At 50.2% G+C, this 26,345-nt stretch carries 23 protein-coding genes, 1 tRNA gene and 2 pseudogenes; 2 read left to right on the top strand and 24 right to left on the bottom strand.

Annotated elements, in window-relative coordinates; translation table 11 throughout:
- Positions 1–17: 17 nt before the first annotated feature.
- The 14 genes and pseudogenes from ychF to DXA55_RS11925 all read right to left on the bottom strand — a co-directional run bounded on the left by ychF (position 18) and on the right by DXA55_RS11925 (position 14,966).
- Positions 18–1,115, bottom strand: a complete 1,098-nt coding sequence (ychF, locus tag DXA55_RS11985; RefSeq protein ID WP_117814324.1) for a redox-regulated ATPase YchF — start codon at positions 1,113–1,115, stop codon at positions 18–20.
- Positions 1,116–1,239: 124 nt separating this feature from the next.
- Positions 1,240–1,893, bottom strand: coding sequence for a thiamine diphosphokinase (locus tag DXA55_RS11980; RefSeq protein ID WP_147342019.1), 654 nt, complete (start codon positions 1,891–1,893; stop codon positions 1,240–1,242).
- Between the two features lie 34 nt (positions 1,894–1,927).
- Positions 1,928–2,611 carry a ribulose-phosphate 3-epimerase gene (gene rpe / locus DXA55_RS11975; protein WP_117814322.1) on the bottom strand — a complete coding sequence of 228 codons (684 nt, stop codon included), beginning with the start codon at positions 2,609–2,611 and terminating at the stop codon, positions 1,928–1,930.
- 1 nt (position 2,612) lies between these two features.
- The gene (gene rsgA / locus DXA55_RS11970) at positions 2,613–3,497 is read right to left on the bottom strand and encodes a ribosome small subunit-dependent GTPase A (protein WP_055219788.1); all 885 of its coding nucleotides are present in this window, start codon (positions 3,495–3,497) and stop codon (positions 2,613–2,615) included.
- A gap of 2 nt (positions 3,498–3,499) precedes the next feature.
- Positions 3,500–3,976: pseudogene (locus DXA55_RS19605) on the bottom strand (PASTA domain-containing protein); the annotation flags it as partial.
- A gap of 42 nt (positions 3,977–4,018) precedes the next feature.
- Positions 4,019–5,765, bottom strand: a pseudogene (gene pknB / locus DXA55_RS19600) (Stk1 family PASTA domain-containing Ser/Thr kinase); the annotation flags it as partial.
- On the bottom strand, positions 5,759–6,502 hold the full coding sequence (locus DXA55_RS11960; protein WP_022463152.1) for a Stp1/IreP family PP2C-type Ser/Thr phosphatase: 744 nt from the start codon (positions 6,500–6,502) through the stop codon (positions 5,759–5,761). The gene DXA55_RS11960 and the pseudogene pknB, both read right to left, overlap by 7 nt.
- Positions 6,503–6,532: 30 nt before the next feature.
- Positions 6,533–7,573 carry a 23S rRNA (adenine(2503)-C(2))-methyltransferase RlmN gene (gene rlmN / locus DXA55_RS11955; RefSeq protein WP_055226967.1) on the bottom strand — a complete coding sequence of 347 codons (1,041 nt, stop codon included), beginning with the start codon at positions 7,571–7,573 and terminating at the stop codon, positions 6,533–6,535.
- Between the two features lie 3 nt (positions 7,574–7,576).
- Positions 7,577–8,944 (bottom strand): 16S rRNA (cytosine(967)-C(5))-methyltransferase RsmB, encoded by a 1,368-nt coding sequence (rsmB, locus tag DXA55_RS11950; RefSeq protein ID WP_306665733.1) that lies wholly within the window; start codon positions 8,942–8,944, stop codon positions 7,577–7,579.
- On the bottom strand, positions 8,934–9,629 hold the full coding sequence (locus DXA55_RS11945) for a zinc metallopeptidase (RefSeq protein ID WP_117814320.1): 696 nt from the start codon (positions 9,627–9,629) through the stop codon (positions 8,934–8,936). The genes rsmB and DXA55_RS11945 overlap by 11 nt, the downstream gene beginning before the upstream one ends.
- Positions 9,630–9,710: 81 nt before the next feature.
- Positions 9,711–10,682 carry a methionyl-tRNA formyltransferase gene (fmt, locus tag DXA55_RS11940; protein WP_117814319.1) on the bottom strand — a complete coding sequence of 324 codons (972 nt, stop codon included), beginning with the start codon at positions 10,680–10,682 and terminating at the stop codon, positions 9,711–9,713.
- Between the two features lie 28 nt (positions 10,683–10,710).
- Positions 10,711–11,202 carry a peptide deformylase gene (gene def, locus DXA55_RS11935; RefSeq protein ID WP_117814317.1) on the bottom strand — a complete coding sequence of 164 codons (492 nt, stop codon included), beginning with the start codon at positions 11,200–11,202 and terminating at the stop codon, positions 10,711–10,713.
- 63 nt (positions 11,203–11,265) lie between these two features.
- Positions 11,266–13,494: a replication restart helicase PriA gene (gene priA, locus DXA55_RS11930; RefSeq protein ID WP_117814315.1), complete on the bottom strand. Its 2,229-nt coding sequence runs from the start codon at positions 13,492–13,494 to the stop codon at positions 11,266–11,268.
- A complete protein-coding gene (locus tag DXA55_RS11925; RefSeq protein WP_117814313.1) occupies positions 13,491–14,966 on the bottom strand; it encodes a UDP-N-acetylmuramoyl-L-alanyl-D-glutamate--2,6-diaminopimelate ligase in 1,476 nt (491 codons plus the stop codon). The genes priA and DXA55_RS11925 overlap by 4 nt, the downstream gene beginning before the upstream one ends.
- Positions 14,967–15,163: 197 nt before the next feature.
- Here DXA55_RS11925 and arcC point away from each other — a divergent pair, with 197 nt between their 5' ends.
- Positions 15,164–16,093: a carbamate kinase gene (gene arcC, locus DXA55_RS11920; RefSeq protein ID WP_022463144.1), complete on the top strand. Its 930-nt coding sequence runs from the start codon at positions 15,164–15,166 to the stop codon at positions 16,091–16,093.
- Positions 16,094–16,169: 76 nt separating this feature from the next.
- Here the strand turns inward: arcC and DXA55_RS11915 are convergent, their stop codons facing one another.
- The 10 genes from DXA55_RS11915 to DXA55_RS11870 all read right to left on the bottom strand — a co-directional run bounded on the left by DXA55_RS11915 (position 16,170) and on the right by DXA55_RS11870 (position 25,969).
- Positions 16,170–17,567, bottom strand: coding sequence for a glycine--tRNA ligase (locus tag DXA55_RS11915; protein ID WP_055265793.1), 1,398 nt, complete (start codon positions 17,565–17,567; stop codon positions 16,170–16,172).
- Between the two features lie 27 nt (positions 17,568–17,594).
- Entirely contained in the window at positions 17,595–18,287 is a 693-nt protein-coding gene (locus DXA55_RS11910) for a hypothetical protein (protein WP_022463142.1), read from the bottom strand.
- Between the two features lie 25 nt (positions 18,288–18,312).
- On the bottom strand, positions 18,313–19,593 hold the full coding sequence (locus DXA55_RS11905) for an adenylosuccinate synthase (RefSeq protein WP_055265795.1): 1,281 nt from the start codon (positions 19,591–19,593) through the stop codon (positions 18,313–18,315).
- 141 nt (positions 19,594–19,734) lie between these two features.
- A complete protein-coding gene (gene purB / locus DXA55_RS11900; RefSeq protein ID WP_022463140.1) occupies positions 19,735–21,171 on the bottom strand; it encodes an adenylosuccinate lyase in 1,437 nt (478 codons plus the stop codon).
- 167 nt (positions 21,172–21,338) lie between these two features.
- Positions 21,339–22,097 (bottom strand): amino acid ABC transporter ATP-binding protein, encoded by a 759-nt coding sequence (locus tag DXA55_RS11895; protein WP_117814311.1) that lies wholly within the window; start codon positions 22,095–22,097, stop codon positions 21,339–21,341.
- Between the two features lie 24 nt (positions 22,098–22,121).
- Positions 22,122–22,769: an amino acid ABC transporter permease gene (locus tag DXA55_RS11890; protein WP_055226988.1), complete on the bottom strand. Its 648-nt coding sequence runs from the start codon at positions 22,767–22,769 to the stop codon at positions 22,122–22,124.
- Between the two features lie 6 nt (positions 22,770–22,775).
- Positions 22,776–23,630 carry an amino acid ABC transporter substrate-binding protein gene (locus DXA55_RS11885; RefSeq protein ID WP_117804200.1) on the bottom strand — a complete coding sequence of 285 codons (855 nt, stop codon included), beginning with the start codon at positions 23,628–23,630 and terminating at the stop codon, positions 22,776–22,778.
- A gap of 206 nt (positions 23,631–23,836) precedes the next feature.
- Positions 23,837–24,961, bottom strand: a complete 1,125-nt coding sequence (gene alr / locus DXA55_RS11880; protein ID WP_022463136.1) for an alanine racemase — start codon at positions 24,959–24,961, stop codon at positions 23,837–23,839.
- A 111-nt stretch (positions 24,962–25,072) separates the two neighbouring features.
- On the bottom strand, positions 25,073–25,528 hold the full coding sequence (locus DXA55_RS11875; RefSeq protein ID WP_022463135.1) for an Lrp/AsnC family transcriptional regulator: 456 nt from the start codon (positions 25,526–25,528) through the stop codon (positions 25,073–25,075).
- Positions 25,529–25,702: 174 nt separating this feature from the next.
- Positions 25,703–25,969 carry a 4Fe-4S dicluster domain-containing protein gene (locus tag DXA55_RS11870; RefSeq protein WP_158565083.1) on the bottom strand — a complete coding sequence of 89 codons (267 nt, stop codon included), beginning with the start codon at positions 25,967–25,969 and terminating at the stop codon, positions 25,703–25,705.
- Positions 25,970–26,220: 251 nt separating this feature from the next.
- Between DXA55_RS11870 and DXA55_RS11865 the strand changes: the two genes are divergently transcribed.
- A tRNA-Gly gene (locus DXA55_RS11865) sits at positions 26,221–26,291 on the top strand.
- Positions 26,292–26,345: the final 54 nt, after the last annotated feature.

The following is a 26,345-nucleotide window of genomic DNA, read 5'->3' as shown; positions in this document are numbered from 1 at the left end:
CTTCTTGTCTACTGGTGTTAAACGTTGAAACGGAACAGGATGACATCGCCGTCGCGGACAATGTAATCTTTTCCTTCCATACGCACAAGGCCTTTCTCTCTTGCTCCTGCGTAGGAACCGCAGTCGAGCAGATCCTGATAATTGACAACCTCGGCTTTGATGAATCCGCGCTCGAAATCGGTGTGGATTTTTCCGGCTGCCTGCGGTGCTTTTGTTCCGACTTTGATGGTCCATGCACGGGTCTCATCCTCTCCTGCTGTAAGGAAGCTCATGAGGCCGAGCAGACGGTAGCTTGCTGCGATCAGTTTTTCCAGGCCGGACTCGGTAAGACCAAGATCCTCGAGGAACATTTTTTTCTCATCCTCTTCGAGTTCGGAGATTTCTGCCTCGATCTCGGCGCAGATGACGAATACTTCGCTGTTGTGCTCTTTTGCATATTCGCGGACGGACTTTACATAGGAGTTGTTTGCACCGTCGTCAGCGAGATCATCCTCTGCTACGTTTGCTGCGTAGATGACCGGTTTACTGGTCAGCAGGTTGTACTCTGCGATCCATTTCTCCTCGTCCTCGTTCTGCAGCTCCATCAGGATGGCATCTTTTCCGTCCTCGAGCAGTTTTTTCAGACGCTCCTGGAATTCGAGCTCTTTTGCTGCCTCTTTGTCCATTCTTGCAGATTTTGCAGTTTTGGAAATACGGCGCTCGAGTACCTCAAGGTCGGCGAAGATCAGCTCAAGGTCGATGGTCTCGATATCACGGAGCGGATCAATGCTGCCGTCTACGTGGATAACGTTCGGATCCTCGAAGCATCTGACAACGTGAACGATAGCGTCTACCTCACGGATATTGGCAAGGAACTGGTTTCCAAGTCCCTCTCCTTTGGATGCACCTTTTACAAGACCTGCGATGTCAACGAACTCGATGACAGCCGGTGTTACTTTCTTGGACTGATAGAAATCTCCGAGCTGCTGCAGACGCTTGTCCGGAACCGGCACGATGCCGACATTCGGGTCAATGGTACAGAACGGATAGTTTGCGCTCTCTGCTCCTGCTTTGGTCAGGGAATTGAAAAGTGTACTTTTTCCGACGTTCGGAAGGCCCACGATACCTAATTTCATAGTAATCTATATCTCCTTTGTTTTTATTTTTCGCTTCTTTTTCTGTTCGGGTTCTTTTTATGCACAAAAAGAGCCCAATGCAACTATAAATTATAACACACGGGCTCTTTGATTTCAATGGATTTTAATCTCTTGACTGTACCATCAGAAGAATGCCGCCCTCGTACGATACATGCGCGGTCTCCTCGACGATCTCATTGCTCACGCACAGACCACCCGAAGTATTCGGCAGATAGTGATGGTCGAGCGGGTAGGCGAAGCCCTCCAGGGTGATGGATGCGACTTCCTTTTCCAGCGGGAAGAACGAAACGTACTTTCCGAACTGCTCTTCTTTCCGGATTTCAAACGAAGTTTCCACCGGAATCGTAATCAGATTGCGGCTGTCCACGATGTAAGCCGGAATTTTCTTCTCCCATGCCGTTTTCAGGTTCTGCACAATACTTAAGAAATGGTCGAGTCTTCCTCCTGTTGCTCCGAGGATCGTGATTTCACTGCTTCCCAGAACAATCGCCTGCTGAAATGCGATGTCCGTGTCCGTATTGTCCTTCATGGTATTAAATTCCCGGATCGGTGCGACATGGTTCTCCTTATAATAATTTAAAATCTCCGGAGATAAACTGTCAAAATCTCCCAGAATATACGTCGGCATAATCTGGTAATGGTAGCAGAACTCCAGTCCCCGGTCTGCTGCCAGGATAATATCAAACTGCTGTTTCTGAAGATATGGGAAGGCAAAATCCGGTTCGATCATCCCTCCCGAAATAATACATGTTCTCACGTTTCCCTGCCTCTTTTTTCTGTCTTTTTGTATCTTATTCTGCCTTTTTGCTGTATGAAGAAATTTTTTCCTGCAGCTCGCGCACGTTCTGCTCGATGTTGCTGCCAAATACAGCAGAGCCTGCCACGATGATGTTGGCACCTGCCGCAAGGACTTCATCGATGGTCGCGCGGTTGATGCCGCCATCGACCTGAATGTGCACATGCTCCAGTCCCTTTTCATCCAGCATTCTGCGGAGCGTACGGATCCTCTCCGTCGACTCCGGGATATACTTCTGGCCGCCGAAGCCAGGATAAACGCTCATAATCAGAATCATTTCTACCTGATCCATCACGTCCGTAACCGCAGAAAGCGGCGTATCCGGATTTACGGCAACTCCGGCATCTGCGCCTGTTTCATGAATCTTTTTCACGGTTTCTGCCAGATCGCGGCATGCCTCCGCGTGAACCGTGATCATATCCGCCCCGCATCTTTGAAATTCTTCTACGTACCGCTCCGGGTCCTTTACCATCATATGAACATCAAAATACAGACTGCTTTCTTTTCGGATCGACTTTACCACCGGCATTCCAAACGAAATGGATGGTACAAACATTCCATCCATAATATCGATATGAAGCCACCGGCACTCTGCTTTCTCTACCCTTTGGATCTGTTCTCCGAGACGGTTGAAGTCTGCGGATAAAATAGAAGGTGCCAACTGATATACTCGGCTCATGCTAGTATCTCCTCTTTTCCTGTTCTTTCAGTTCTTCATAGAACATGGTATAGTTTTCAAATCTTTCTTTGCTGATATTTCCCTGTTCCAGTGCCTCTTTGACGGCACAGCCCGGCTCTTTTCCGTGGATGCAGCCGAGGAAACGGCATTTTCCTTCGTACGGATGAAATTCCGGGAAAAAGTTTTTCAGCTCCTCTTTTTCCATATCGGTTGTATAAAGCGAGCTGAACCCCGGCGTATCGCACAGATACGTCTCATGGTCGATCGGGATCATCTGGGAATGGCGCGTCGTGTGTTTTCCTTTTTTCAGCTTTTTGCTGATCTCTCCGGTCTCCATCTGGATTTCTTTCTGCATCCGGTTTGTGATCGAAGATTTTCCGACGCCGGACGGACCGGCTACCACCGTTGTTTTCCCTTTCAGGTATGCTTCCACTTCCTGCATGCCCTGCTCTTTCGCTGCACTCACCGTAAAGACACGGTAACCGCAGTTCTCATAGACGCTTCGCAGATGGTCTGTGTAATCTTCCCCCGCAAGATCTCTTTTATTGAAACAGATTGCCGTCGGAACGTTCTGCTGTTCCATCATCACAAGAAAACGGTCCAGAAGCGTCAGGTTCGGGGTCGGATTTTCCAGCGCAAAAATCACAAGCGCCTGATCGATATTGGCTACTGCCGGACGGATCAGTTCATTTTTTCGCGGCAGAATCCGGGTCATATTTCCTGTTTTTTCCGCTTCATCCAGAATCTCGATTTCCACAAGGTCTCCGACGAGCGGTTTCTGGCCTTCCTTCCGGAAAATTCCTTTTGCTTTGCACTCATAAATGCCGGATTCTTCCACGTCTACGTAGTAGAATCCGGCAATTCCTTTCATAATCTTTCCTGTCATACTCAACCTTCACTCAACGGAACCGATGGGTACTGTGCAATTGCCTGATAACTTCCGCTCGAATCCATCTCATAGAAGACGATTCTTCCGGTAGAAGAAGCAGACGATGAAGCACTCCAGTTGGTGTTGACAGAATACGGCCAGCTCGTAATGGCCTGTCCGTCCATGATGGTGATGGAGGTCTCGTTTCCGTTCCCATCATCCTGGATCAGCTCAATTTTTGCAATACCACCCTGATACTGATCCGGCGCACTTAAGGTCTGGCTGCAGGACCAGGTAACATCCGTAGCGGTATTTGCGCCCGGCTCTGCCGGTGTCGGGGTCGGTGTATTCTCATCCGGCGTCGTTGGCTGTGCACTCGGGCTATTGACATAAATCGTAACGTCAGAACCTTTCTTTACTTTGGTTCCGATTGCCGGGTCAACCTCCATGACTTCGCCCTCGGCCACCTTGCTGCTGGTTCCTGTTTTCACAATAATATTGAAATCGCTCAGGATTGATTTTGCTGTCTCCTCATCCAGGCCGATTACATCACGGATTGCAATTTCTTCCGCGTCCTTGGATCCCTTGCTGATCACCAGCGTAACGGTAGATTCCGGCGCAACCTGACTTCCCTCTGACGGGTCAACGGAAATAACCAAGCCTTCTGCAACGGTATCGCTGAAATCCTCTGTTGTGGAAACCTGCAGTCCCAGCTGAGTCAGTGCAGCACTTGCAGCGTCTTTCTGTGTTCCAACAATGCCGGTCGGAATCGTTACGGTTTCTTTTCCGGAGCTTACATAATACGTAATCGTTGCATTTTTATCGACTTTCGTTCCCGGTTTCAGATCCTGGCGGCAGATCTTTCCTGCCTCAATGACATCCGATGCCTCGGTTCCGCCGTTGACTACACCAAGGTTCAGGCTGTTTGCCAGATCGACGGCATCTGCCTCGGTTTTGTTGGTCAGATCCGGAACGGTTACTTTTTCCTCTTCTTTGCTGCTGGAAGAAACAACTTCCGTGCTGCTCGAAGATGATGCGGAACTGGAAGAAGCTGCGGTCGGTCCTTTTCCGCCGACAATGCCGGCTGCCTGTGCAATAAAGTAGATCAGCATGCAGATGATGATGGCTGCAATCGCAAAACCGCCGATTGTGATGATCTTTTCGAGTTTGTTTCCGGCTTTGTCATCGTCGTCGTCATCGTCGTAGTAGGAATCGTCGTCATCCTCATCGTAGGAATCGCGGTCATCCTCTTCTTCGTCCTCATCCTCGTCTTCTTCGTCCTCGTAGCTGTAATCTTCGTCCTCTTCCTCATCCTCGATCTTGCTGTAGCGCTTGCGGGCCGGCTCCTCTGCCGTCTGCGCATTTGCCTTTGCTGCTGCGCCGGAACGGATCTGGCTTAACTCCTCTGCGGATACCATAACAGTCTCGGCGTGAGAACTTAACGGAGTTACTTTTACGAAATTGCCCTGCGGCTCCATCAGCGAATGCTCAAGTCGTCGATCAGCTCCGCCATGTTATTGTAACGGCGGTCCGGGCTCTTCTGGGTACATTTTAAGATGATCTGCTCCAGTGCGAACGGAAGGTTCGGGGTATATTTGGATGGAGATTCAATCTCCTCCTGCAGATGCTTGATTGCGATGGCAACGGTGGTATCGCCGTCAAACGGCACTCTTCCGGTTACCATCTCGTACATGGTGATGCCAAGGGAATAGATATCACTCTTATAGTCCGAATATCCGCCGCGCACCTGCTCCGGAGAGCTGTAATGTACGCTTCCCATAACGTTCGAACTGATCGTATTGGAAGAAGTTGCCTTTGCAATACCAAAGTCGGAAAGTTTTACTTTTCCGTCTGTGGAAATGATGATGTTCTGCGGTTTGACATCGCGGTGTACAATATTGCGGTTGTGTGCTGCTTCAAGACCAAGGGAAACCTGAATGGCGATGCTGGTTGCCTCTTTTACGCTCAGTTTTCCTTTGCGGTCAATGTAATCCTTCAGAGTAATTCCCTCGACAAGCTCCATGACGATATAGTAAACGCCGCGGTCCTCCCCGACATCGTACACGTTTACAATATTCGGATGGGACAGTCCTGCTGCGGCCTGTGCCTCCGTGCGGAACTTGCGGATAAAGGTTTTATCCTCCCGGAATTCCGGTTTTAAACCTTGACGGCCACCATGCGGTTCAGCTTGTGGTCTTTTGCTTTGTAGACATCAGCCATACCGCCGGAACCGATCCGGCTTATGATCTCATATCGTTCTCCTAAAATAACGCCCTCTTTTAACATTCTTTCACCTCGTTTGTAAATGGTTCAACGACAATGACTGCGATATTGTCTCTGCCGCCATTTGCATTTGCTTTATCAATTAAACGTTTCGCCTTGTCCTCACCGTCTTCTCGGCAGATGAGTTCGAAAATCTCCTCATCCGTTACCATGTTGGAAAGGCCGTCCGAGCACATCACCAATTGATTGCCCTCTTCAAGCTGAATGTCAAAGAAATCAATCTTTACGGTATCCTGTGTGCCTACTGCTCTGGTAATAATGTTTTTGTCCGGGTGATTCCGCGCCTGCTCGGGAGTGAGTTCTCCAAGGCGCACCATCTCTGCGATCAGGGAATGGTCCTGCGTCACCTGGTCAAACGTGCCATCTGCTGCCAGATACAGCCTGCTGTCTCCTACGTTTGCAACGTAGGCATAGTTGCCGACAACCGTAGCTACTACCATCGTCGTACCCATGCCTTCCATGGATATATCTCGTTTTGCCTGCTCAAAAATCTGGCTGTTTGCTGCTTCAATTCCATGCCGAATGATCCGCACCGGGTTGAAATTCGTATCCCTTTTTACAGATTCCACCAGTACAGAAACACCGTAACGCGAAGCAAAATCGCCCGCGTTATGGCCTCCCATGCCGTCTGCAACGACGAAGAGGTTCGGAAGGTTTCCGACCGGAGAGGCGGAGGCAAACACAAAATCCTGGTTCATCGTCCGTTTCTGTCCGATATCGGTTGCAGAAAATACCTTCATGCTTTTTTCTCCTGTATTGACAGCCGCTTTTTACGGCTGTTCGTTTGATTTATCGATAAAACTTTTTCTTAACTGTCCACAGGCTCCGTCAATATCGGCGCCCATTTCCCTTCTAATAGTAACATTAATTCCGTATTTTTCAAGTTTATTTTTGAAATTCTCTACGACTTTTTTCGTTGATTTCACGTAATCGCGCTCTTTGATCGGGTTGACCGGGATCAGATTTACATGACAGTTGATATCCGAAATCCGCGCGGAAAGCTCTTTTGCATCGGCTTCGCTGTCATTTTTCCCGCCAACGAGAGAGTACTCAAATGTAATCCGACGGCCTGTTTTTGCAAAGTAATTGCGGCATGCATCGAGAATTTCATCAATGGAATATTTATTGGCAATCGGCATCAGCTCGCGGCGCTTTTCATCGTTCGGCGCATGAAGGGAAAGTGCCAGGGTGATCTGGAGTCCCTCATCTGCCAATTTGTACATATTCGGCACGATTCCGCAGGTGGAAACAGTGATGTTTCTCTGGCTGATGTTGAGTCCTTCCTGGCTCGAAAGCAGCCGCACGAAGCGCACCAGATTGTCGTAGTTGTCCATCGGCTCACCCGTTCCCATGACAACCAGATTGGAGACCCGCTCCCCGGTGTCCTCCCAAATCCGGTAAATCTGGTCGAGCATCTCCGACGGAGTCAGGCACCGCACGAGTCCGCCGATTGTGGACGCGCAGAAGCGGCAGCCCATCCGGCAGCCGACCTGGGATGAGATGCAGACGGAATTTCCGTGGTGGTACTTCATCCAGACGCTCTCGATCACGTTGCCGTCGCTAAGGCGGAACAGGTATTTTCTCGTTCCGTCGATTTTGGACTCCTGCACCTGCACTTTTTCGAGACAGGTAAGCGGATACTGTTCCTTTAATTTTTCCCGGAAGGCAAGCGAGAGATTCGTCATCTCATCGTAGCTGCCCGCCAGACGATGATGCATCCAGTCGTATAACTGTTTGGCACGGAACGGCTTTTCTCCCATCTGCTGGCAGGCGTCCTTTAATTCGTCTAAGGTCATTGATTTAATATCCATCTGTTACGCCCGTCCTTCCTCTGTTTTCCGGAATTTTGCAAGGAAAAATCCGTCTGTCTTGTGTACCCCCGGGATCAGCTGCAGCTGTCCTTTGGCCGTTTCTCCGCTTTTCAGCTCATCCGGCAGCAGTTCATCCAGACTGACTGCTTCAAACGGGAACTGTTCCAGAAACCATGCGGCATTCTCGCCGTTTTCTTTTCTGTTGACGGTACATGTGCTGTACAGCAGTGTGCCGCCCGGCTTTACGTACGATGCGGCATTTGCAAGGATTGCCCGCTGAATCCGTACCAGCTCCTCTTCTTTTTCTTTTGAAGCGTAATATTTGATATCCGGCTTTCTGCCGATGACGCCGTATCCGGTGCACGGCAGGTCTGCAATCACAACGTCCGCTTTTCCGATCCATTCCGCATCGAGCTGTTCCGCATCTTTTACCTTCGGCACGACGCAGGAAACACCTGCTCTCTGCACATTTTCCCGGATCAGATCGACCTTGTATTCGGTGAGATCACGCGCTTCCACGCATCCCTGATTTCTCATTTTATCTGCTGCATGGAGGCTCTTTCCGCCCGGTGCCGCGCAGAGATCCAGCACCTGGTCACCCGGCTTTGGATCCGCCAGATGCGCCGCCATCATGGAGCTCACATCCTGAATCTGGAACCGGCCTTCCTGGAAGGCATTCAGTGATGCGATCGTCTCAAAGTTTTTCAGATAGAACGCCTCGCCAAGATACGGCGCTTTTTCCAGCTCTGCCCCCTGGCTTTCCAGGCTTTTCTTCGTCTCCTCGATCGTATTGTTCCAGCGGTTGATACGGATCGTCACCTGTTTTTCTTTCAGGAAATCCGCCATCATCGTTTCTGCCGTTTCTTTTCCGTACTGGGATACGAACTCCTCAACCAGAAATTCCGGCATGGAGTATTTCACGGAAAGATACTGCGTAGTATTGTTCTCCTTCGGCATCGGCAGATGATCTTTCTCCCGCACGATCGTGCGCAGAACGCCGTTGACAAAGCCCTTTAAGTTGTAAAAATGCTTCTTTTCCGCCAGTTTCACCGCCTCATTGACGACTGCCGAATCCGGTACTGCGTCAAGAAAACGGATCTGGTACACCGACATCCGTAAGATCGCACGAATCACCGGCTTGCATTTGTTGATCTTGATTTTGGAATACTGATTGATGATGTAGTCATTCTGGATGCCGTATTCCACGGTTCCCTCGCAGACCCGCTTGATAAACGCACGGTCCTGCCGCGGCAGGAACTGGTATTTATCGAGGGCGTCCCTTACAGCAAGATGGCAGGGCGTTTTCTCCCTGTCCATCTCAAGCAGAATGTTCATAATCAGCTCTCTTGTATTGATTGTATCAGTCATCATTTCTCCTAAATGCTCCGGATAAAATCAGCAGCCGGAGCAGCTGCAGCAGAGAACCGATCACCGCGGCCACGTATGTCATGGCTGCAGCCCAGAGTACTTTCTTGACTCCGTCGTGTTCCGTCTCTGTCACCATACCGCCCTCACTGAGCATTTTTAATGCTCTTCTCGACGCATCGAACTCGACCGGAAGTGTTACCACCTGGAATGCCAGTGCCAGCACAAACAGCCAGATCCCGGCTTTTACCAGCATCGGAAGGCTGAAAATCAGTCCGATCAGGAACAGCGGCCAGAAAAGCTGGGATCCAAGGTTCGCTGCCGGAACAATGGCGCTTCTTACTTTCAGCGGCACGTAATCCGTATTGTGCTGTACGGCATGGCCGCACTCATGCGCTGCGACGCCGATCGCTGCGACCGAGGTTGAATCGTAAACCGCATCCGATAAATTCACGGTTTTTGTCCGCGGATCATAGTGGTCGGTCAGCTTACCGGATACGTGGCGGACGGTCACATCGTAGATGCCGGCCTGATGCAGAATGCGCATCGCCGCCTCGCGTCCCGTCATGCCGCTGTACGAGCGGACGGTCTGATATTTGCCAAAAATCGTGTTCATGCGGGCGGATACCGCCATGGAAATCAGTGCGGCAAGAATCACCAGCAGATACGTACTGTCATAAAAAAGTCCCATATCGTTTTTCTCCTTTTTCTTGGGCACAGCAAAAAAAGCCGCTGTGCAGTTCCCCGCCTCAACTTCAGGTTGCTTTTTTCTTTATTCTCCCAGTCTGGTACCAGGTTCGATGGAATAGCCGCGCAGGAAATCGGCGATTTTCATCCGTTTCTTTCCTTCGAGCTGCAGTTCTTCAATCACCAGAATGCCGTCGCCTGTCTTTACATGAAGGCCGGTTTCATCTGCCACCCAGACTTTTCCGGCATTCTTCGTCGGATCCTGCCCCGGAATCTTCGAGAACAGGTTGCCGCCCAACATGGCAATCACCTTTGCATCCCAGATTTTCAGGTTCTTTCCGTTTACTTTTGTAAACGCGCTCGGCCACGGACTCATCGCACGGATCTGGCGTTCAATCTCGATGGCGCTCTTCGTCCAGTCAATCCTTCCGTCCTCTTTTTTAATCATTCGTGCATACGCTGTCGTGCTCTCCTTTGGCTGCTTTTCCGGTGTAATTTCGCCTTTTTCGATTTTAGGAAGCGTCTCCACCAGCAGCTTTGCACCGGCTGCCGAAAGTTTGTCAAAAAGACTGCCGCCGGTCTCATCTGATGCAAGCGGAATCTCCACTTTCGAAAGCATTTCACCGGTATCAATGCCTTCATCCATTTTCATGATCGTAACACCGCTTACCTGATCACCGTTCATCACCGCCCACTGGATCGGCGCTGCACCACGGTAGGCCGGAAGCAGGGATGCATGTACGTTGATGCATCCATATTTCGGCATCTCAAGAATCTCTTTTGTAATAATCTGGCCAAAAGCAACAACAACAATCACATCCGGCTCCATTTCCCGGATCTTTTCGATCGCTTCTGCGTCCCGCACGCGGCGCGGCTGGTAAACCGGAAGACCGTGTTTTTCGGCTGCCTCCTTGACCGGTGTCGGCATCATCTGTTTTCCACGGCCCTTCGGTTTGTCCGGCTGTGTCACAACGCCTGTGATCTCATAGCCGGCCTCCACCAGTGCCTCAAGTGTTCCCACGGAGAAATCCGGGGTTCCCATAAATACCACTTTCATCTAAAGTCATCTCCTTTATCTTTTCGGCCTACTCTTCGTCCTCGTATTCATCATACTCATCGTACGTGTTGTCCCAGAGTTCGCCTTCTACTTTTTCTGTATACATATGTCCGTCGAGGTGATCACACTCGTGACAGATGCAGCGGGCAAGAAGTTCGGTTCCCTCCAGTTCAAACGGCTGCATGTCGCGATCCAGTGCTCTTACCTTTACGTAATTCGGACGGGTTACCGTACCGGATTTTCCCGGAAGGCTTAAGCATCCCTCTGCTCCGGTCTGACTTCCGGAAGTCTCCAGAATTTCCGGGTTAATCAGCAGATGCGGTGTTCCATCCACATCCATGACTACGATTCTCTTTAAAATGCCGACCTGCGGTGCGGCAAGACCTACGCCGTTCGCCTCATACATCGTGTCAAACATGTCGTCGATCAGCTCGATGATTCTTGGTGTCATCTCCTCCACCGGTCTGCATTTTTTCGTTAATACGCGGTCGCCTACGACTCTGATTTCTCTGATTGCCATAATTCTTTTCCTTTCTTTTGCTCTTCTATTATAAATAATCTATGTGTAAATAGTATGAAAAAACTAATACTTTCTGCTGAAGTCAAACTGTAAATAAACGGTACGGAAGCCTTTGTTAATCTCGATATACCGCTCCAGTTTTTCCCGCAGCTCTGCCAGCACCTCTTCCTGCGGCGCGCGTACATACACGGCCATGCGGTACAGGTCATTGATTTTCGACACTGCCTCACTTGCCGGGCCGATGATCTGGACTTCGCGGTTTCCCCGGATGCGGATGAGATATCTGCGAATGTATTCCATCGCCTGCGTCAGATGCGCTTCATCCTCCCCGGCTCCGTGGATCGCCAGAAGCTCCGCCGCCGGGGGATATCCCATCAGACGGCGGTAGTCCATTTCTTTCTCGTAAAATGTCCCGTAATCCTGCTCTGCCGCCGTCTGAATGCTGTAATGTTCGGGATGGTACGTCTGAATGACTGCCATTCCCGGCTTTTCGCCTCTTCCGGCGCGGCCGACTGCCTGCGTCAGCAGCTGGAACGTACGCTCCCCGGCACGGTAATCGACTGCATTCAGGGAGAGATCCGCCGCCAGCGCTCCCACCAGCGTGACATTCGGGAAATCGTGGCCTTTTACGATCATCTGGGTTCCAATCAGGATATCGGCCTCCCCTGCCGCAAATGAGGACAGGATTTCTTCATAACTGTTTTTCGTTTTTGTCGTGTCGCCGTCCATCCTAAGAACGCGTGCCTTTGGAAACAGCTTTTTCACGTTCTGCTCGATCTGCTGTGTGCCGGCACGGAAGCCGCCGATGTACGGGGAACCGCACGACGGGCACGCATGTACCTGCGGTGTTTCATAACCGCAGTAATGGCAGACGAGCTTTCCGTTATTGTGTGCTGTCAGTGATACATCGCAGTGCGGGCATTTCATCACATGGCCGCATGCACGGCATGAGACGAAGCCCGCATAGCCTCTGCGGTTCAGAAACAGTACAACCTGTTCCTTTTTTTCAAGCCGTTTTTCGATCTCTTCCCGCAGTTTTCCGGACAGAATCGAACGGTTTCCCATCTGTAATTCTTCCCGCATATCCGCGATCCATACGGACGGAAGTGCTGCATTTCCGTACCGCGCATCCATCCGGAACAGCGCGTACGCTCCCGTCTCGCAGGCGTAAGAAGCATCCACCGACGGCGTTGCCGAACCCATCACCACATGGGCATGCTCCAGCCCGGCACGGCGCACAGCGGTCTCCCTTGCATGGTAGCGCGGCGTCACTTCACTTTTATAGGAGGTTTCATGCTCCTCATCGATTACGATCAGCCCCAGATCCGGAAACGGTGCAAAGAGTGCGGAACGCGGACCGATCATAATACTGACCTCCCCGCGCCGCGCGCGCTCCATCTGGTCGGCGCGCTCGGACGGTGTCATCCGCGAGTTGACCACCGTGACCCTTGTTCCAAACCGTGCGCAGAACCGCTCCACGTTCTGATACGTCAGCGCAATCTCCGGGATCAGCACGATCACCTGTTTTCCTTCTGAGAGCACTCGCTCCATCAGCTCCATATAGACGAGCGTTTTGCCGCTTCCCGTCACACCGCGGATCAGGCAGGGGCGGTTCTGCCCTTCCCATTCCTTTCGAATGCCGTCCACCACGGCCTGCTGCTGTTCGTTTGGTTTTCCCGCAGTTGTTCTTCCTGCCGCATCAGATACCGGATTTCTCCAGGTGCTCGTACGGCGGATTTCCAACACGCCCTGCTCTTCCATCACGTGCAGCGTATCTGCCGTGATTTTCAGTTCCTTGCTCACAACCGGCCCTGGAAGAACCGGCTGGGCCAGCAGCGCGTTTAAGAGACGGATTCTCGCTTTATAATTTTTCTTTCTGTAGTTTTCCAGCAGCTCCTCACATCTCGCAGGATCTGCAAGAAGCGCAATTTCGCGGGTTTCTTTCCCGCGCGCCTTTACTTTGACCGGAAGCACCGTCTTTAACGCCTGGATCATCGTCGATCCGTACGTATGACGCATCCACGCGGCGAGCGCGATGAGCTTCGTCTCTACAGTCGCCGCATCCTTTTGTACCGCGAGGATGGCCTTCATCCGGTCCTGCGGATATTTCGGCTCGTTTCCGACGGAAAGCACATAGCCGGTGATCGTGCGGTTTCCGTTTCCAAACGGAATCTGTACCGCCGTTCCCGGACCGATCTCCCCTGTCAGTTCCGGCGGAACCTTGTACTGAAAGGTCCGGTCCAGTTTTTCATTTGTGATGTCTACGATTACATCAGCGTAAACGCTGCTCATACATTCCCCTTACTTTCTTCCAGTATTTCCCGGATCAGCACGCGCTCATCCATCTCGTACCGTTTCCCCTTCCGGATCTGATACGTTTCGTGGCCTTTTCCCGCGAGCACCACGAGATCGCCCGGCTGCCGGTTTTCGATCACATACCGGATCGCCTCCTTACGGTCTGCAATCTCAACGAAAGCGCCTTCTGTTTTCCCGATTCCCGTCCGGATATCGTCCAGAATCGCCTGTGGTTCCTCATCCCGCGGATTGTCCGAGGTGATAACGGTCAGATCCGCCAGACGCCCCGACACCTCTCCCATCTGGAATCTCCGGTCCCGCGCGCGGTTTCCGCCGCAGCCGAAGAGACAGATCAGGCGCTTCGGATGGTATTTCCGCAGTGTCTTTAACAGGCTTTCGAGGCTCATCGCATTGTGTGCGTAGTCAATGAGAAGCGTCATTTCCGGATACACCGGAACTGCCTCACACCGCCCACGGACGCGGACTGTGGAAAGTGCCTCCTGCATCGCCTTTTCCGGGATTCCCATCTGCGCGCAGACCGCAATGGCGGCAAGCGAGTTGGAAACGGAAAACAGACCCGGCAGATCTACCCGTACCGGAAAATCCGCTGCGCCCTGCACCCGGTATGAGACACCGAGCACGCCGGGCGCCTGATCGAGTGCTGCATCTGCTGCCATAAAATCAGCTTTTTCCCTGCATCCGAATGTCACCAGACGGCAGGTGCTCTGCCTTATGATCTCCGGAAACCTTTTGTCATCCCGGTTTACAATTCCGGTTCTGCAGGTGCGAAGCAGCTTCTTTTTGCAGGACAGGTATTCTGCAAACGATGCATGCTCCCCGGCGCCGATGTGGTCGTTTCCAATGTTGGTGAACACACCGTAATCAAACGTAATTCCATCACACCGGTGCTGTTTTTCCGCCTGCGAGGAAACCTCCATCACAACATGGGTGCAGCCCTCCCGCATCATTTCAGAAAACAGCTTCTGCAGCACAACAGGCTCCGGCGTTGTATTTTCTGACGGAATGCTTTTTTCCCCGATCCTCGTCTCGATCGTTCCGATGAGTCCTGCGCGGATCCCTGCTTTTCGCAGGATTTCGTAAATCATATATGCAGTCGTCGTCTTTCCCTTCGTGCCGGTCACTCCGATTGTCACAAGGTGCTGCGCCGGATCGTCCTCCCAGGCACAGGAAAGCTGTGCGAGTGCTTCTCTGCTGTCCTTTACTACGAGTACGGTTACCTTTTCCGGAATCCCTTCCAGTTCCCGCTCCGCAACCAGGACAGCAGCGCCCCTCTCGACTGCTTCTTCTGCATATACGTGCCCGTCCATCCTGTTTCCGCGGATGCAGACAAACACGTTCTGCGGCTGTACTTTTCTGCTGTCGCATGTGATTCCTGTAACTTCCGCATCCAGACTGCCCTGCTGGAGCTGATATGCGATCCGTTTTTGTAACGTGCGCATGTTTTTCATGCCGGGACCTCCCTTTCACGTTTCAAATCCCTACGACTCAGATACTTTTATAGAATACCATAGTCCGAAAAACATTTCAATGTGCGCAATGTCGGTTTCTTCTTGATTTTTGCCTCCATAAACTTTATAATAGTTCTATATTGATGCCTGGTTTTTTCGTATCAAAATCTATGAACTGCAAAGAGAGGTATCTTCCAATGAAAAGAAAAAAAATAGTTGTTGCACTGGGACACAAAGCTCTTGGAACGACGCTGCCGGAACAGAAAGCAGCCGTAAAACGTTCCGCAAAAGTAATCGCAGATCTCGTTGCTGCCGGCGCTGATGTTGTCATCACCCACAGCAATGCGCCGCAGGTCGGCATGATCCACATGGCGATGAATGAATTCGGCAAAATGCACACCGACTACAGCGCAGCCCCGATGTCTGTCTGCTCCGCTATGAGCGAAGGCTACATCGGCTACGACCTGCAGAACGCCATCCGTGCTGAGCTTCTCCGCAGAGGAATCTTCAAAACCACATCCACGATTCTTACACAGGTTGAAGTAGATCCGTACGACGATGCCTTCAACAATCCGGTCAAACTGATCGGCCGTACGCTTACCAAAGAGGAGGCTGACGCAGAGGAAGAAAAAGGAAACTACGTAACGAAAACCGAGGACGGCTACCGCCGAATCGTTGCTGCTCCGAAGCCGCAGGATATCGTAGAGATCGACTCCATCCGTCTTCTTCTCGATGCCGGACAGGTTGTCATCGCAGCAGGCGGCGGCGGAATACCGGTTCTCCCACAGAATGAAGAGTTAAAGGGTGCATCCGCAGTCATCGAAAAAGACCTCACCAGCGGCCTGATGGCAGAAATGCTGAACGCAGACATGCTGATGATCCTGACCAGCGTGGAAAACGTTTCCATCAACTACGGTACCCCGGACGAAAAACCGCTGGAGCACATCACCGTTGCTGACGCGAAGAAATACATCGCAGAAGGCCAGTTCGGAGAAAACTCCATGCTGCCGAAGATGGAAGCAGCTGTTTCTTTCCTCGAGAAAGGCATCGGCCGTACCGCAGTCATCACTTCCATTGATTCCGCACTCGCCGGATTCCAGGGAAAAACAGGTACGATTATTGAGTAATACAAAGTATACAAAAAAGGATTCCCTCGAGTGGGAATCCTTTTTTTCTACTCTTTTTCCGGACTAAAAAGCCAGATTAGAAAGTAAATTTATCTGCAAAGTAAGCATCGAGATCCTCAATTTTAATTCTCTCCTGCTCCATGGTGTCACGGTCACGGACGGTAACAGCACCATCGGTCTCGGAATCGAAGTCGTAGGTGATGCAGTACGGAGTACCGATCTCATCCTGACGGCGATACCGTTTTCCGATATTTCCACGGTCATCAAACTCGCAGTTGTATTTCTTGGACAGCTCTGCAAAGACTTTCTCAGCGCCCTCGTTCAGCTTCTTGGAAAGCGGAAGCACACCGATTTTTACCGGTGCCAGTGCCGGATGGAAATGCATCACAGTACGAACATCATTCTTCTCTGCGTCGAGAACTTCCTCGTCATAAGCGCTGCACAGGAATGCCAGAACGACACGGTCAGCACCAAGAGACGGCTCGATAACATACGGGATGTATTTCTCGTTCTTCTCTGGATCGAAATAGGTCATATCCTGTCCGGATACATTCTGATGCTGGGTCAGGTCGTAATCGGTACGGTCTGCGATTCCCCACAGCTCGCCCCATCCGAACGGGAACAGGAACTCGATATCGGTTGTTCCCTTGCTGTAGAAGCACAGCTCTTCCGGAGAATGGTCTCTTGCACGCATCTCTTCGTCTTTCATGCCGAGGCTCTTCAGCCAGTTGATGCAGAAGCCTCTCCAGTACTGGAACCAGTCAAGGTCGGTGCCAGGCTCGCAGAAGAACTCCAGCTCCATCTGCTCGAACTCACGGGTACGGAAGGTGAAGTTACCCGGTGTAATCTCGTTACGGAAAGATTTACCGATCTGACCGATTCCGAACGGAATTTTCTTTCTGGAAGTACGCTGTACGTTTTTGAAGTTTACGAAGATACCCTGTGCAGTCTCCGGACGAAGATATACGGTGTTCTTCGCATCCTCTGTAACACCCTGGAAGGTTTTGAACATCAGGTTGAACTGACGGATATCGGTAAAGTTATGTTTTCCGCAGGACGGACACGGAATCTGATGCTCCTCGATGAAGTTCTTCATCTCTTCCTGGGACCATGCGTCTACACTGCCGCCTTCGATTTCAATGCCTTTTTCCTCGCAGAAGTCTTCGATCAGCTTGTCTGCACGGAAACGCTCGTGGCACTCTTTACAGTCCATCAGAGGATCGGAAAATCCGCCGAGATGACCGGAAGCTACCCATGTCTGCGGGTTCATCAGGATCGCGCAGTCAACACCTACGTTGTGCGGGCTCTCCATCACGAATTTCTGCCACCATGCTTTTTTCACGTTGTTTTTCAGCTCAACACCGAGCGGGCCGTAATCCCAGGTATTTGCTAGGCCGCCGTAGATTTCGGAACCCGGATATACAAAACCTCTGGATTTTGCTACTGCCACAATTTTGTCCATTGTCTTTTCCATAGTTAGTTACTCCTCTATTTTATTTGTTTACTTACCATAAACAACAATAACAGGACTGGCAAGAAGAACGTCCTGCTCATATTCCTGCTCTGTTTCTTCTGTCTTAGTCTGCTCTGATGATGACGCAGAAGCACTCTCTGTGGACTTTGTGGTCCACTCGCCGGCCGTATCCACCGTGTTTTTTCCTTTGATCACGGCTGTACCGGAAACGCAGAGCACCGGATCTTCCGTTACGATTTCCAGCGGCTCCTCGCAGACAATCACGCGTACATGCTTAACGCCTTTGACCGCATCTTCGACTGAAACCTCATTGCCTTTAGAATCGACAAAGGAAGCGGAAAAATCATATCCCGCTTCTTCTGCCTCATCCAGCGTGCCTGCGAAAAATTCTGCTCCGTGATAATCCGCGTAGGACTGGTAATCTCCGTATTCCATCCGGATCTCCACCTTGTCCTCTTTGATCTGGCATTTTTCCAGCTTCACGGAATCCGCATCGCCGCGCTCCTCTGTGAATTTTTTGATGTCATCCTCCACAAAGACCTTCAGTTCGTCTTCCGTGTAATCATCGTCTTTGCTGTAATCTTCCACAATGGCTTCTGTCACAACACCATTTTTGCTCACATAGACAGATGTCGTTGTCACATCTTTTAACTTCTCACAGCCCGACAGCAGCACGGAAGCCGCTGTCAGAACTGCGAGAAGCTGTCCTGCTTTTTTCATAAAAATCCTCTAAAAACCGCCTGAATTATTTATTGCGGTAAATGATATCGTCTCTTCCCGGTCCGTTGGAGATCATGGTGATCGGGAATCCGATTTCTTTCTCTACAAACTCGATGTAGTTTCTGCAGTTCTCCGGCAGATCCTCGTATTTCTTGATGCCGCGGATATCGCATTTCCATCCCGGAAGGGTTTTCAGAACCGGTTTTGCTTTCTCAAGAATGCTGGTGTTCGGGAAATCGTGGATTTCTTTTCCGTCTACTTCGTATGCTGTGCAGACCGGAATCTCATCCAGATAGCCAAGTACGTCAAGTACGGTGAACGCTACATCGGTGGTACCCTGCATTCTGCAGCCGTAACGGGAAGCAACACAGTCGAACCATCCCATACGTCTCGGGCGGCCTGTGGTTGCACCGAACTCTCCGCCGTCTCCGCCGCGTCTTCTGAGCTCATCTGCCTCATCGCCGAAGATCTCGGAAACGAAAGCACCTGCTCCTACTGCGCTGGAGTAAGCTTTGCATACGGTTACGATTTTCTTGATTTCATATGGCGGAACACCTGCTCCTACTGCGCCGTAGCCGGCCAGTGTGGAAGAAGAAGTTACCATCGGGTAAATTCCGTGATCCGGGTCTTTTAAGGAACCAAGCTGACCCTCAAGCAGGATCTCCTTGCCTTCCTGAATCGCGTTCCACAGGAATGCGGAAGTATCGCATACGTATGGCTCAACCATTTTTTTGTATTCCATCAGCTCTGCATAGATCTCATCCGGATTTAACTGCGGTTTGTGATACAGATGCTCGAGCAGAATGTTCTTGGTTTCGCATACGGATTTCAGTTTCTCTTTCAGGTGCTCATCGTCGAACAGCTCGTTTACCTGGAAACCGATTTTTGCATATTTATCTGAGTAGAACGGAGCGATACCGGATTTGGTGGAACCAAAGGATTTTCCGCCCAGACGCTCTTCCTCATACTGATCGAACAAGATGTGGTACGGCATTACCATCTGTGCACGGTCGGAAATTTTGATTTTCGGTGCCGGCACTCCCTTCGAAACGATCTCATTTAACTCTTTGATCAGAACCGGAATGTTGAGTGCAACACCGTTTCCGATTACGCTTGTTGTGTGGCTGTAAAATACGCCGGATGGAAGGGTATGAAGTGCAAACTTTCCATAGTTGTTTACAATGGTATGGCCTGCATTCGCACCACCCTGGAAACGGACAATAATGTCTGCCTCTTTTGCGAGCATATCGGTAATCTTACCTTTTCCCTCGTCTCCCCAGTTTGCTCCTACTACTGCCTTAATCATGTGACATCCTCCTAATTCAACGTATACTTGCGGCCTCTTTTTTTCGGCCGTTTATGCATAGTATACCATGTTTTCTTCATAAGTAAAACTTATTATTACTTATAAAATTTGTTTTTTTATTATTTCTGTTTATCAAACGCATCAGACGTTGATTTCCGCAGTCATGCCAAGTGCCTCTTTGTTTGCCTCAAGCACCGGATTGACTACGTTCTTCAGGAATGCGTCAACCTGTACGGATGCGCGGCCTGTGTATTTGGACGGATCCATCGTCTTTTCCAGCTCTTCTTTGGTCAGATGGAACATCTCATCCGCTGCGATCAGATCCAGAAGATCATTGTCGCGGCCTTCCTCTTTGACATGTTTTCCGGCGATCATGGACAGCTCGCGGATTCTCTCATGCAGCTCCTGACGGTCGCCGCCTGCTTTTACCGCATCCATCATGATATTCTCAGTTGCCATAAACGGAAGCTCTGCCATCATGTGTTTTAAGATAACCTTTGGATAAACCACAAGTCCGTCTACGACGTTCATGCACAGATCCAGGATACCGTCGATGGCAAGGAAGCCTTCCGGAATGGAAAGTCTCTTGTTTGCAGAGTCATCGAGGGTTCTCTCAAACCACTGTACAGAAGAGGTGATGGCCGGATTTAATGCATCGGTGATCACATAACGGGACAGGGATGCGATACGCTCGCTTCTCATCGGATTTCTCTTGTATGCCATGGCGGAAGATCCGATCTGTCCTTTCTCGAACGGCTCCTCAACTTCTTTTAAGTGCTGCAGAAGACGGATGTCGTTGGAGAATTTTGTTGCGCTTGCCGCAATGCCTGCCAGAACGTTTAATACTCTCGTATCGACTTTTCTGGAATACGTCTGTCCGGAAACAGGATAGCAGTTCTTGAAGCCCATTTTCTCAGCGATCATCGGATCGATCTTGTCGATGGTCTCCTGATCTCCGTCGAACAGCTCTAAAAAGCTTGCCTGTGTGCCTGTTGTTCCTTTGGAGCCGAGCAGCTTTAAGGTGCTCTGTACGTACTCGAGATCTTCAAGATCCATTAAGAACTCCTGCATCCACAGGGTTGCACGTTTTCCGACGGTGGTCGGCTGTGCCGGCTGGAAGTGGGTGAAGGCAAGGGTCGGCTGGTCTTTGTAGGTATCCGCAAATTTTGCCAGCTCAGCGATAACGTTCACCAGTTTTTTCTTCACCAGCTTTAAGGCTTCGTTCATGACAATGATATCGGTATTGTCGCCTACGTAGCAGCTGGTTGCTCCCAGATGGATGATTCCTTTTGCTTTCGGACACTGTACGCCGTAGGCATACACATGGGACATTACGTCATGACGGCAGACTTTCTCTCTTTCTTTTGCCACATCGTAGTTGATGTTCTCGGCATTTGCTTTCAGTTCTTCGATCTGCTCATCTGTAATAGAAAGTCCCAGTTCTTTTTCTGTCTCAGCCAGCGCAATCCATAACTTTCTCCAGGTACGGAATTTCATATCCGGGGAGAAGATGTACTGCATCTCCTTGCTTGCATAACGTTCGGAAAGAGGGCTTACATATCTGTCAGTTCCGCTCATAGACACGATTCTCCTTTTCTTGTCAAAATGTGTATTCGGTTTCTCTTTTATCCCCGCTCTTTTTCATCCCCAAAAACAGAATGGGACGTATAAAGAGCGTGTTTGAAATACGTTTCAACCACGCTCTAGTATAACGCATGTTGTTTTTTTAGGCAAGTGCAACGTCGTTACTTCTCACGAAATTTTCCCAAAAAGCCCTGCATTCTGGCATTTTCGGAATCGAAGACTTCGTCCGGTGTTCCTTCCACGGCGATCACACCCTGGTCCATAAAGATGACGCGGTCGGAAATTTCCCGGGCAAAATTCATCTCGTGGGTAACGATCACCATCGTCATGTTCATCTCCGCAAGAGATTTGATGACCTTTAAAACTTCGCCTGTCAGCTCCGGATCGAGTGCCGATGTCGGCTCATCGAAAAAGAGCACCTTCGGGTTCAGCATCAGCGCGCGCGCAATCGCAACCCTCTGACACTGACCGCCGGAAAGCTGACACGGATACGCCTTTTCTTTTCCTGTGAGCCCCATTTTCTGCAGCAGCTCTTCTGCCTGTGCTTCCACCTCCGCACGGTTGCGTTTCTGCACATGAATCGGCGCATCGCAGAGGTTTTTCATCACATCATAATGTGGAAACAGGTGGAAGCTCTGGAATACCATTCCAAAGTTTTCCTGAATTTTCCGCAGCACGGCCGGCTTTGCATAAACGGATTTTCCATTTTGCATGGTGACTGCCTGCTCGCCAAGATACGTCAGGTCACCGCCATCCATCGTCTCCAGCATCGCTGCACACCGCAGCAACGTCGATTTTCCCGATCCCGACGGGCCGATGATCGAGAGCACCTCGCCCTCTTCTACTTTGAGGGAAATATCTTTTAACACTTCGAGATCCCCAAAGCTCTTTCTTACATGGTTCATTTCCAGATAAATCATATCGTTTTCCGCTCTCTTCTATAGTTAATGATAATAAGAAAATTTCTTTTCCAAAAGTTCCATCACCCACGCCACGACAAAATTGAAGATGTAGTAGAAAATACCGGCGGCGACGAACGGAACCATCGTGGTCTTGGCCGCCGCGATCTGTTTTGCGATCGTGAACATTTCCACATAGGAAATGGAAAAGGCCAGCGACGTATCCTTGACCAGCGTAATCACCTCATTGGTGATCGCCGGCAGAATCCGTTTCACAACCTGCGGCAGAATAATGCGGACAAACGTCTGTCCCTTCGAATAACCAAGAAGCTTTGCTGCCTCGTACTGTCCACGATCCATCGAAACGATGCCAGAGCGGTAGATTTCTGCAAAATAGGCGCCGTAGTTTAAGGCAAATCCGGTGATAATCGCCGGAAAGCGCCATTTTCCGATGTTCATACCGAACAGATAGAACGGTCCGAAGTAAACCACCATGAGCTGCAGCATCAGAGGCGTGCCGCGCATCAGGGAGATATAGAGCCGGAAAATTCCGCTCACAATCCGGTTTTTCGACATACGCCCGAAGGCGATCAGCAGACCGAGCGGCAGGGAAAATACGAGCGTCAGGACAAATATCGAGATCGTTCCCGCCATTCCGGTACTAAGCTGTGATAGAATTATGGACAACTTCATGCTGCTTTACTCTCCTTTTTTCTCCAGACACACCATGTCTGCGATTCCGTATTTTTCTGCGAGCTTGTCGAATGTTCCGTCGGCCAGAACCTGCTGCAGGCCTTCGTTTACTTTATCGCAGAGCTCGGTATTTCCTTTTTTGAATCCGATCGCATATTTCTCAGAGTTCAGGTACTCGTCGAGGATTTTGTATCCTTCTCCGCGGCTTTCCAGCTGATATTTGGCAACGCCGATATCCATGGCAACCGCATCGATGGAACCTGCCTGAAGCTCTACAAACGCATTGTTGTAATCCGGGAACTGCTGCAGAGCGGCGAAAGTATCGGCGAGTTCTTTCTGACCGCCTTCTTCCTCACTCTGTAAAAGATCGAGTGCTGCGGATGCTGCCTGCACACCAACCGTCTTTCCTGCCAGATCGGACAGGCTGTTGATGCCGGAATTCTCAGATACGACCATCACCTGGCTGTTGTCCACGTACGGATCGGACCAGGTGTAATCGTCCTCTCTGCCGTTCATGGTAAAGCCGTTCCAGATGCAGTCAATCGCACCAGAATTCAGCTCGGTATCTTTCGCATCCCAGTTGATCGGGGTTTTTACCAGCTTCCAGCCGTAAATCTCGCAGACTGCCTCGGCGAGCTCCAGGTCAAATCCGGTGTAATCGCCGGTCTCATCGTCCATGTAGCCGTACGGCGGGTATTCTGCATCGAAGCCTACGGTAAAGGTTGTCGTTCCGTCTGTGGAAGAGGATGCTGCTCCTGCTGATGAGGCGGATGTTTTTGCTGTGTCTGCAAAGCCGCAGCCAGCCAGCAGGGCAGATACACAAAAGGCTGCTGTCAAAATGCTAACCATTTTCTTTTTCATAATAATCTTCTCCTTTTCTACGTGATCATGTTATCACTGTACTACGCTAAACTAATTGGTATCCTACCATACTCCGGCACCGCCTGTCAACCCGCACCGGTTAAATAATCCAGAAAACCTGTTCCAACACAAAAAAGTCTCCGAAACGGTCAGCAGATTCTGCTTTTTTCCGTCTTCGGAGACTTTGATTTTTCTATTTTGGATAACTATTTATAAACCCTTGTTACACGGCTGCTGATATCGCAGAGCATCTCGTAATCGAAACGTGCCGCCGGGTTGGCGATCTCTTCGATCGTGATGGTCTCATCCCCGTCGGTTCCGACAAGCGTTACAACGTCCTCCACCTGCACATCCGGGATGTCGGTCACGTCCACCATCATCTGATCCATACAGATTCTTCCGATGATCGGTGCTTTTTTCCCGTGGATCAGCACACAGCCCTGGTTCGAGAGAGCTCTCGGATAGCCGTCTGCATAGCCGGCTGAAACAGTTGCGATCCGTGTCATCGGTTTCTCGGTCACATACGTGGCACCGTAGCTGACGCCGATGCCCGGGCCGACTTCCTTCACATGGATGACATGGCTCTTCCATGAAAGCGCCGGGATCAGATCGAGGCGCTCTTTTTTTACCTCCTCGGATGGGTAAATGCCGTAGGTGATGATACCGGAACGCACCATCTCAAAGCGGTGATCGTCAAATTCCATGATTCCGGCGGAGTTGCAGATATGGCGAAGCGGAATCGTCACGCCGCGCTCTGCTAAAAGTGCCGTCATCTTATCATATTTTTCCATCTGCATCGAACAGTACGTCTTGTCTTCCTGATCGGCGCAGGAGAAATGCGTAAACATACCTTCCAGCTCGATGTGCGGAAGATCCGCGATTTTTGCCGCCTCATCCGCATCGTGCTCCGTCACCTGGAAGCCGATCCGCGTCATGCCGGTATCGACCGCAAGGTGTGCTTTTGCTTTCCGGTTCTGGCGTGCTGCCTCTTTTTCGAGGGCAAGTGCCTGTGCGTAGCTGTCGATCGTCTGAGTGATGTCGTATTCCACAAGGTCGCCGTACTGGGACGGGGACACGTAGCCGAGAATCAGGATCGGCGCGGAAATGCCGTTTTCTCTGAGCTCGACAGCCTCCTCGATGGTTGCGGTTGCAAAATAATCAACCTGGTTTTCCAGATAGGATGCTACTGGAACGGCACCGTGGCCGTAGGCGTTCGCTTTTACAACGCCAAGGAGTTTCACGCCCTCCGGTAGTCTTTTTTTCACTTCTCTGATGTTATGCCCGATCGCTTCGAGTGAAATCTCTGCATAACAGCGTAAGTATCTGTTCACTTTTTTCCTTCTTTCTTTCCGTACTTTTTCTGAGACGCCAAAACGTGCCTGAAAACTCTTTCGGATTATTTTCAGACACGCTCTCGTATCAGATTCCGGCTGTGCCGGTTTTTATTTGTCCGGTCTGCGGATGGCGGAATAGATATTTTTTACATTTTTCAGCACTACATGCGTTCTTGTCGCATCGACGCCCGGAAGGCTCATCACCTGGCGGTGGATTTCTTCGAGTTCGTCGGATGAGTGACAGGAAATGCGGATAATCAAATCAAAATCTCCAGTCTGATAATAGCAGGATACGATGTACTCCAGTTTCTGGATCGCATCTGCAAAACTGTCAAAGAACTTCGGATGCTCCAGGCTGACTTCCATCAGCGCGGTCATCTCATTTCCCGTTTTCTTTTCGTCTACAATAATGGTGTATTCTTTAATCACTCCGGTTTCTTCCATTTTACGGATTCTCTCGATGACTGCAGAAACCGATAAATGAATCTCTTTGCTGATATTGGAAGCCGTCTCGCGGGCATTTTTCTGCAATATCTTCAGAATCTTATAATCAATGGCATCCATGTATTTTTCCTCCCATAAGAATTGACAGGGCCTCTCTTTCCAGATCTTAGCGTAAAATTTCCCTGTCATTACCTTTCTATTATATCAAATTTTTCAGATAAGTCCAGTTTTTCCCAAAATATTTTATAGAAAGATTAGAATGCTTCTTTAAATTGCACAGATGCTCCTTTTTTCCTATTCTCCGAAGGTTTCCGCGATATCCTGCATCAGAATGCCGATCCCGAGGTGCTGCGGGCACTGCTTTTCACAGCGATAACAGTTGATGCAGTCATCGGCACGTTTGTCCTGACGCTCATACTCTGCACGAACCGCTTCGACGCCTTCCGTCGCTGTCCGGTTGTAAAGCACAAACAAACCCGGGATGTTGATTTTTACCATGCACGGCATACAGCTCTGACAACCGGTGCAGCAAACCAGAAGTTCTGTTCCATTTTCCTGCATAGGGAAATTCCCCCTTTTTTGCTTTTCCGTTTTTCTATTATAGTACATTTCCCGTTCTGGAACAAGGCTGATCTTTGCGGACATTTTCACGCCCCTTTCACCCTGAATTTTCTCCTTTTTCAGTGTTTTGAAAATTTTTTATTTTTTTCAAAAAAGGGGTTGACTTTTTCTCAGCTTTCCTGTAGAATACGTTTTGTCAGTGAGGCACGGCAGTCAACAAGACAGAGAAAAAAAATCAGTGCCCATCATCTGCGGGTGTAGTTCAATGGTAGAACACCAGCCTTCCAAGCTGGATACGTGGGTTCGATTCCCATCACCCGCTTCATCCAAAGGATGTATATGCGCGAGTGGCTCAGGGGTGGAGTACAACCTTGCC

The sequence above is a fragment of the Blautia sp. OF03-13 genome, assembly GCF_003460685.1.
GTDB lineage: Bacteria > Bacillota > Clostridia > Lachnospirales > Lachnospiraceae > Fusicatenibacter > Fusicatenibacter saccharivorans.
This window is presented reverse-complemented; position numbering and strand designations above follow the sequence as displayed.

Coding starts and splice junctions, on each gene's coding strand:
- ychF (WP_117814324.1), bottom strand. CDS start 1,115: ATGAAATTAGGTATCGTGGGCCTTCCGAACGTCGGAAAAAGTACACTT.
- rpe (WP_117814322.1), bottom strand. CDS start 2,611: ATGAGCCGAGTATATCAGTTGGCACCTTCTATTTTATCCGCAGACTTC.
- rsgA (WP_055219788.1), bottom strand. CDS start 3,497: ATGACAGGAAAGATTATGAAAGGAATTGCCGGATTCTACTACGTAGAC.
- DXA55_RS11960 (WP_022463152.1), bottom strand. CDS start 6,502: ATGAAGGTATTTTCTGCAACCGATATCGGACAGAAACGGACGATGAAC.
- rlmN (WP_055226967.1), bottom strand. CDS start 7,573: ATGGATATTAAATCAATGACCTTAGACGAATTAAAGGACGCCTGCCAG.
- rsmB (WP_306665733.1), bottom strand. CDS start 8,944: ATGATGACTGATACAATCAATACAAGAGAGCTGATTATGAACATTCTG.
- DXA55_RS11945 (WP_117814320.1), bottom strand. CDS start 9,629: ATGGGACTTTTTTATGACAGTACGTATCTGCTGGTGATTCTTGCCGCA.
- fmt (WP_117814319.1), bottom strand. CDS start 10,682: ATGAAAGTGGTATTTATGGGAACCCCGGATTTCTCCGTGGGAACACTT.
- def (WP_117814317.1), bottom strand. CDS start 11,202: ATGGCAATCAGAGAAATCAGAGTCGTAGGCGACCGCGTATTAACGAAA.
- priA (WP_117814315.1), bottom strand. CDS start 13,494: ATGAGCAGCGTTTACGCTGATGTAATCGTAGACATCACAAATGAAAAA.
- DXA55_RS11925 (WP_117814313.1), bottom strand. CDS start 14,966: ATGAAAAACATGCGCACGTTACAAAAACGGATCGCATATCAGCTCCAG.
- arcC (WP_022463144.1), top strand. CDS start 15,164: ATGAAAAGAAAAAAAATAGTTGTTGCACTGGGACACAAAGCTCTTGGA.
- DXA55_RS11915 (WP_055265793.1), bottom strand. CDS start 17,567: ATGGAAAAGACAATGGACAAAATTGTGGCAGTAGCAAAATCCAGAGGT.
- DXA55_RS11910 (WP_022463142.1), bottom strand. CDS start 18,287: ATGAAAAAAGCAGGACAGCTTCTCGCAGTTCTGACAGCGGCTTCCGTG.
- DXA55_RS11905 (WP_055265795.1), bottom strand. CDS start 19,593: ATGATTAAGGCAGTAGTAGGAGCAAACTGGGGAGACGAGGGAAAAGGT.
- purB (WP_022463140.1), bottom strand. CDS start 21,171: ATGAGCGGAACTGACAGATATGTAAGCCCTCTTTCCGAACGTTATGCA.
- DXA55_RS11895 (WP_117814311.1), bottom strand. CDS start 22,097: ATGATTTATCTGGAAATGAACCATGTAAGAAAGAGCTTTGGGGATCTC.
- DXA55_RS11890 (WP_055226988.1), bottom strand. CDS start 22,769: ATGAAGTTGTCCATAATTCTATCACAGCTTAGTACCGGAATGGCGGGA.
- DXA55_RS11885 (WP_117804200.1), bottom strand. CDS start 23,630: ATGAAAAAGAAAATGGTTAGCATTTTGACAGCAGCCTTTTGTGTATCT.
- DXA55_RS11875 (WP_022463135.1), bottom strand. CDS start 25,528: ATGGATGCCATTGATTATAAGATTCTGAAGATATTGCAGAAAAATGCC.
- DXA55_RS11870 (WP_158565083.1), bottom strand. CDS start 25,969: ATGCAGGAAAATGGAACAGAACTTCTGGTTTGCTGCACCGGTTGTCAG.